This window comes from Streptomyces sp. B1866, assembly GCF_031932565.1.
In the GTDB taxonomy this organism is placed as follows: Bacteria; Actinomycetota; Actinomycetes; order Streptomycetales; family Streptomycetaceae; genus Streptomyces.
Genome location: NZ_JAVSCF010000342.1, coordinates 1 through 5,362 on the forward strand (window position 1 = coordinate 1; position 5,362 = coordinate 5,362).

Here is a 5,362-nt window from a genome sequence, read left to right on the forward strand (position 1 = left end):
GACCTGTCCCACAGCGTCTTCCTGACCCAGGCCCAGGCCGACGCGGCCCGCGGCGACGCCGCCACCGGGCTGCCGCCGTCGCTCTCCCGCCCCGCCCACTGGCAGGCCGCCGCGGCCCGGCCCCGCGGCCGACGCCCCCTCAGCCCCCGTACCCGGTAGCGCTCTGACGGCCCCGCGGCCCGGATGCCACCAACCCCGCGGCCGTTGAAGCGTCAAACGTCGAAGCGTCAAACGTCGAAACGTTGACAAGCGCGACAGGCCGACCCGTATGCTGAGGGCGTTCCATCGAGAGCGGCGGAGAGACCTGGCTCGCCGATGCCGCAGCAACCGCGTCGCCCGACGTGAGGTGCTAACGCCAGGTACGATGGAGGTTGCCCGTGGCCGCAGCACCCACCCCCGCGCACCGCGTGCGCCGGGGCACCTCGCTGGTCGCCCGCCGGCACGTCGACCTGTGCCGCACCGCCTCCGCCATCTGATCCTCCCGCGCCCCCGCCACGCCCCGCGGTGCCGCGCACCGCCCCCGCTCCATGCCCGCGGAAGGATCTGCCGTGCCCGCCCCGCTCCTGCACCTCGCCGTCGAGATCGACGGCGACGGCTCCCACCCCGACGCCTGGCGCCGCGCCGCCCACCCGCCCGCCCACACGCTGACCCCCCAGCGGGCGCGGCAGGTCGCGGCCGTCGTGGAGAACGCCGGATTCACCCTGGCCACCCTGGACGACGGCCCGCTGCCGCCCGCCCCGCACCCCGGGCCCGTCGGCCGGATCGGAGCCGTGGAGCGGGCCGCGTTCCTCGCGGCGTCGACCAGCGTGCTCGGGCTGGCCCCGGTCGTCTCCACGACGTACGCCGAACCGTTCCACGTCTCCTCCCAGCTCGCCTCGCTCGACCACATATCCGCCGGCCGGGCCGGCTGGGTCGCCGCCGCCGACCCCGAACCCCAGGCCGCCCGTGCCTGGGGGCGGCCTGAGGTCGAGGGGGAGGCGGCGCTGCGCCGCGAGGCCCGCGACGCGGTGCGCGTGGTGCGCGACCTGTGGGACTCCTGGGAGGACGACGCCGTGATACGCGACGTCGCCACCAGCCGCTACCTCGACCGCGACCGGCTGCACTACGTCGACTTCACCGGCGAGACCTACGCGGTCAAGGGCCCGGCGATCGTGCCCCGGCCGCCGCAGGGCCGGCCGGTGGTGCTCGCCCCGGACGGACTGCTGCCCGCCGGGCAGGCCGATGTCGCGCTCGTCGGCGGCCCGGACACCGCGGCGGTACGCGCCGCCGCCGCCCGCACCGCCGCCCCGCTCACGTTCGCCGAGGTCGAGGTCGCCCTCGGCACCCCTGAGGCGACCGCGGCCGAGCGGGTGGCCGCCCTCGAACGGCACGCGCCGTGGCCCGCCCGGGGACGGCTGCGCCACGTCGGCACCGCCGAGGGCCTGGTCGCGCTGCTGGCCGGCCTGGCCGGCGCCGTGCACGGGGTCCGGCTGCACCCGCTGGTGCTCGACGAGGACCTGCCCGTCCTGTCCCGCCTGGTCGTCCCGGCGCTGCTGCGCCGCCGCCTCGCCGCCCGCCCGCTGCCGGGCACCTCGCTGCGTACGACCCTGGGCCTGCCCCGGCCCGGCAGCCGCTTCGCCGCGCCCGCCGCCGCGGTCCCCGCCCCCGCGGCCCCTGCCGCTCCCGCCGCTCCCGCCGCCCCGGAGACCACCCGATGACCGACGCCGACGACCGCGACGTGCCCCGCCCCGACGCCCAGCTGCACTTCGGCGTCTTCTTCCAGGGCGTCAACCACTGGACGGTCTGGTCCGACCCCGCCAGCGGCTCCCAGATCGACCCCGCCACCTTCCGGCGCGTCGCCCAGACCGCCGAGCGCGGCCTGTTCGACGCGTTCTTCCTGGGGGAGGGGCTGCGGCTGCGCGAGGTGGACGGCCGGATCCACGAGCTGGACGTCGCCGGCCGGCCCGACGCGATCACCCAGCTGTCCGCGCTGGCGGCCGTCACCGACCGGATCGGCCTGGTCAGCACCTCGAACACCACCTACAACGAGCCCGCCGACCTCGCCCGCCGGCTGGCCGGGCTGGACCTGCTCTCCCAGGGCCGCGCCGGATGGAACGTCGTGACCACCGACAACGCCTGGACCGGCGCCAACTTCCGGCGCGGCGGCTACCTGGACCACGCCGACCGCTACCGCCGCGCCGAGCTGTTCCTGAACGCCGCCCGCGCGATCTGGGACGGCTGGGCCGACGACGCCCCCGCCCCGTCCGCCGGCGCGCGGTCCTGGGCGGCGCCCGGCGCGGTGCGCCGGGTGCGGGTGCGCGACGAGCAGTTCGACCTCGACCTCGCCCCCCTCCTGCCGCGCAGCCCGCAGGGCCACCCGGTGATCTTCCAGGCCGGGGACTCGGCCGAGGGGCGAGACTTCGCCGCCCGCAACGCCGACGTCGTCTTCTCCGCCCACGGCGACGACTTCGACGACGCCCTGGCCTTCGCCGAGGACCTCAGGCGGCGGCTGCGCGCCGCCGGGCGCCCCGAGGACGACCTGCGCATCCTGCCCGGAACCCAGATCATCATCGGCGCCACCGAGGAGGAGGCCCGGGAGAAGGCCCGCTGGATACGGCTCCAGCAGGTCACCCCCGCCACCGCGCTCCAGATCACCGGCCTGATGTGGGGCATCGACCTGTCCGACCGCGACGCCGACGGCCCGCTGCCCGCCGAGGACCCGGTGGCCGTGGAGAACACCGGCGCGTTCGGCACCCGCCGCGTCGCCGCCCCGCACGCCGCGGTCGCCACCTGGCGCGCGAAGGCGGAGGCGAACGGCTGGTCGCTGCGCGAGACGGTGATCGCGCTCGGCCCGCAGTGGGGCCACGTCGGCACCCCGGCCGGGCTGGCGGAGAAGTTCGCCCGCTTCGTCCGGCACGGCGCGCTCGACGGCTTCAACCTCTCCCCGTACCTCGTCCCGGACGGCCTGGACGACGTCGTCGACCTGCTGATCCCCGAACTGCAGGAGCGCGGCGTCTACCGCACCGCCTACACCGGCACCACCCTGCGCGAGCACCTGGGCCTGCGCGAGCCGCTCACCCACCGGGCCGCGGCCCCGCCGCGGGCCGGCTGACCGGGCCGGCCCCGGCCCGGCCGGGCCCCGGCCGGGCCCCGGCCGGGAAAGAGACCGCGCCGGATCAGGTCGCATGTGCCGCACATCGGGGAACCCGTGGCGGGACGACCGCGATCAGCGAGGACGGTGTTCACGATGGTCAGTGCACAGCAGGCCGACGCGCGGGACTGCGAGGTCACGGTGGCGCTCAGCGGCAGCTCCAGGGACGACGCCGACGCCGTCCTGGGCACGCTGCGCGCGTACTTCCCCTGCGACCGGCCCGCCGGCGAGCCGCCGCGGGAGGCCGCCGAGGGCAGGCCGACGGTGTGGACCTCGACCTTCGACGTGGGCGAGGACGCCGGGGAGCGCGCGCAGGCCGGCCCCGCCGCCCTGACGGCGCCCGTCACGGCCGACGTGCAGGGCGGCCCGCACCAGGTGGAGCAGGTGCGGGCCGCCCTGGCCCGCACCTTCCTGGTACGGGAGCAGGGCGCGACCGCCGGCGACCAGGAGCGGGAGGTGCGGCTGCGGCTGGAGAACCGGTAGCCGCAGGCCCGCGGACCGGCCGCGCGGCGGGCGGTGAGTTCCGCGCGCGCCGGGAGTCGTACGGGATACAGCACCCGACCAAGGAGCGTGGTATCCGTGCCCGCACCACCGGAACAGACCGCCCAGACCCCGGCGACGGACCTCGGCCCGGTGGCCCGGCAGGTGGCCGCCCTGCTGCCCCGGATCGCCGACGGGCAGCTGACCGCCCCCACCCCCTGTACGGAGTACTCGGTGGCGGCCCTGCTGGACCACTTCATGGGCCTGACGGTGGCCTTCGAACACGCCGCGCGGAAGGCGCCGGACCCGGCCCCGCCCTCCTCGGACGCCGCCGCAAGCCGGCCGCAGGCGTCGGCGGACCGGCTGGACCCCGGGTGGCGGACGCTGCTGCCCCGGCGCCTTGAGGAGCTGGCCGCCGCGTGGCGGGATCCGGCGGCCTGGCGGGGGAGCGTCACGGTGGCCGGGGCGACCCTGCCCGCCGAGATGATGGGCGTCGTCGCGCTGACCGAGCTGGTCGTCCACGGCTGGGACCTGGCCCGGGCCACCGGGCAGCCCTTCGACGGCGACCCCGCGTCCACCGGGGCGGTCCTCGCGCTGCTGAACCCGTCGGCGGACGGCCCGGCCGCCGCCGGGGTGTACGGGCCCCCGGTGCCCGTCCCGGCCGGCGCGCCGCCGCTGGACCGCGCCGTGGGCCTCAGCGGCCGTGACCCCGCGTGGTCGGCCTGATCCGGCCCGCGGCGGAACCGCCAGGTCACAGGGGGTGAATCCGGACCCCTTGCGAACACATATTCGATTACATGGCTTATGGTGTGCTTCCGGGGTCCGAGCGACGGACCGGGCTGGGGGTGAGCGGGAAGCGGGAGGCACCATGGGCGGCGGGCGATGGGTGGGTTTACGCATCTGCACGTCGCCTCCGGCCGCTCGGTGCGGTACGGCGTCTCCCGCCCCGAGCGGCTGGTCGAGCGGGCCGCCGAGCGCGGCATGGACACCCTCGCGCTCACCGACCGGGACACCGTCGGCGGCGTGGTCAGGTTCGTCCTGGCCTGCCGCAGGACCGGGGTGCGGCCGGTCCTCGGCGTGGACGTGGGCGTGGCCCCCGCCCTCCCCCCGGCGCCCGCCGCGCGGAAGCGCACCCCGGTGCGCGGCGGCCGGCGCGTGCCGGAGGCCGCCCACCGGGTGACCCTGCTCGCCCGCGACCCGGCGGGCTGGGCCGGCCTGTGCCGCCTGGTGACGGCCGCGCACGCCCCGGGCGGGCCGCCGGCGGTGCCCTGGGAGGCGCTGCGCGCGCACCTCGCGCCCGGCTTGTCCGTCCTGCTCGGACCCGTGTCGGAGCCGGTGCGCGCGCTGGCGGCGGGCCGGACGGCGGACGCGGCGCGGCTGCTCGCGCCGTGGCGGGAGCTGGCCGGGGAGCACGTGCTGCTGGAGGCGGTGGACCACGGGCGCGGCGGCACCGGCCCGGGATCGCTGCGGCTGGCCGCCCGTACGGTCGGGCTGGCCGCGCGGGAGGGCCTGACCGCCGTGCTGACCAACGCGGTGCGGTACGCCGACGCCGACCCGCGCCAGCACCGGCTGGCCGACGTGCTGGACGCCGCGCGCCGCCTGCTGCCCGTCGACGGCCGGGCGGTGGACACCGGCGAGCGCTGGCTGAAGGACCCGCGGGCCATGGCCGCGGCGGCCGAGCGGATCGCGCGGGCGGCCGGGCAGGAGCGCGGCGGCGCCGCCCGGCTGCTGGCCGCGACGCGGGAGGCCGCC

Annotated in this window: 6 protein-coding genes and 1 riboswitch; all 6 genes read left to right on the forward strand. The window is 78.0% G+C overall.

Going from position 1 to position 5,362, the window contains the following annotated elements; genetic code table 11:
* The first annotated feature begins 279 nt into the window (after nt 1–279).
* Nucleotides 280–371, forward strand: a riboswitch (SAM riboswitch).
* 6 nt (nt 372–377) lie between these two features.
* Entirely contained in the window at nt 378–476 is a 99-nt protein-coding gene (locus RKE29_RS27540) for a putative leader peptide (RefSeq protein WP_312008384.1), read from the forward strand.
* Nucleotides 477–548: 72 nt separating this feature from the next.
* Nucleotides 549–1,697, forward strand: a complete 1,149-nt coding sequence (locus tag RKE29_RS27545) for an LLM class flavin-dependent oxidoreductase (protein WP_312008385.1) — start codon at nt 549–551, stop codon at nt 1,695–1,697.
* Nucleotides 1,694–3,091 (forward strand): NtaA/DmoA family FMN-dependent monooxygenase, encoded by a 1,398-nt coding sequence (locus RKE29_RS27550; RefSeq protein WP_312008387.1) that lies wholly within the window; start codon nt 1,694–1,696, stop codon nt 3,089–3,091. The genes RKE29_RS27545 and RKE29_RS27550 overlap by 4 nt, the downstream gene beginning before the upstream one ends.
* A 135-nt stretch (nt 3,092–3,226) precedes the next feature.
* Complete coding sequence (locus tag RKE29_RS27555; RefSeq protein WP_312008389.1) at nt 3,227–3,613, forward strand: hypothetical protein; 387 nt, start codon at nt 3,227–3,229, stop codon at nt 3,611–3,613.
* Between the two features lie 96 nt (nt 3,614–3,709).
* The gene (locus RKE29_RS27560) at nt 3,710–4,336 is read left to right on the forward strand and encodes a TIGR03086 family metal-binding protein (RefSeq protein ID WP_312008390.1); all 627 of its coding nucleotides are present in this window, start codon (nt 3,710–3,712) and stop codon (nt 4,334–4,336) included.
* Nucleotides 4,337–4,492: 156 nt separating this feature from the next.
* On the forward strand, nt 4,493–5,362 hold an 870-nt coding region (locus RKE29_RS27565; RefSeq protein WP_312008391.1), incomplete at its 3' end, for a PHP domain-containing protein.

Excerpts from the sequence above, each read along its gene's own strand:
- RKE29_RS27555 (WP_312008389.1), top strand. The coding sequence starts at position 3,227 with ATGGTCAGTGCACAGCAGGCCGACGCGCGGGACTGCGAGGTCACGGTG.
- RKE29_RS27550 (WP_312008387.1), top strand. The coding sequence starts at position 1,694 with ATGACCGACGCCGACGACCGCGACGTGCCCCGCCCCGACGCCCAGCTG.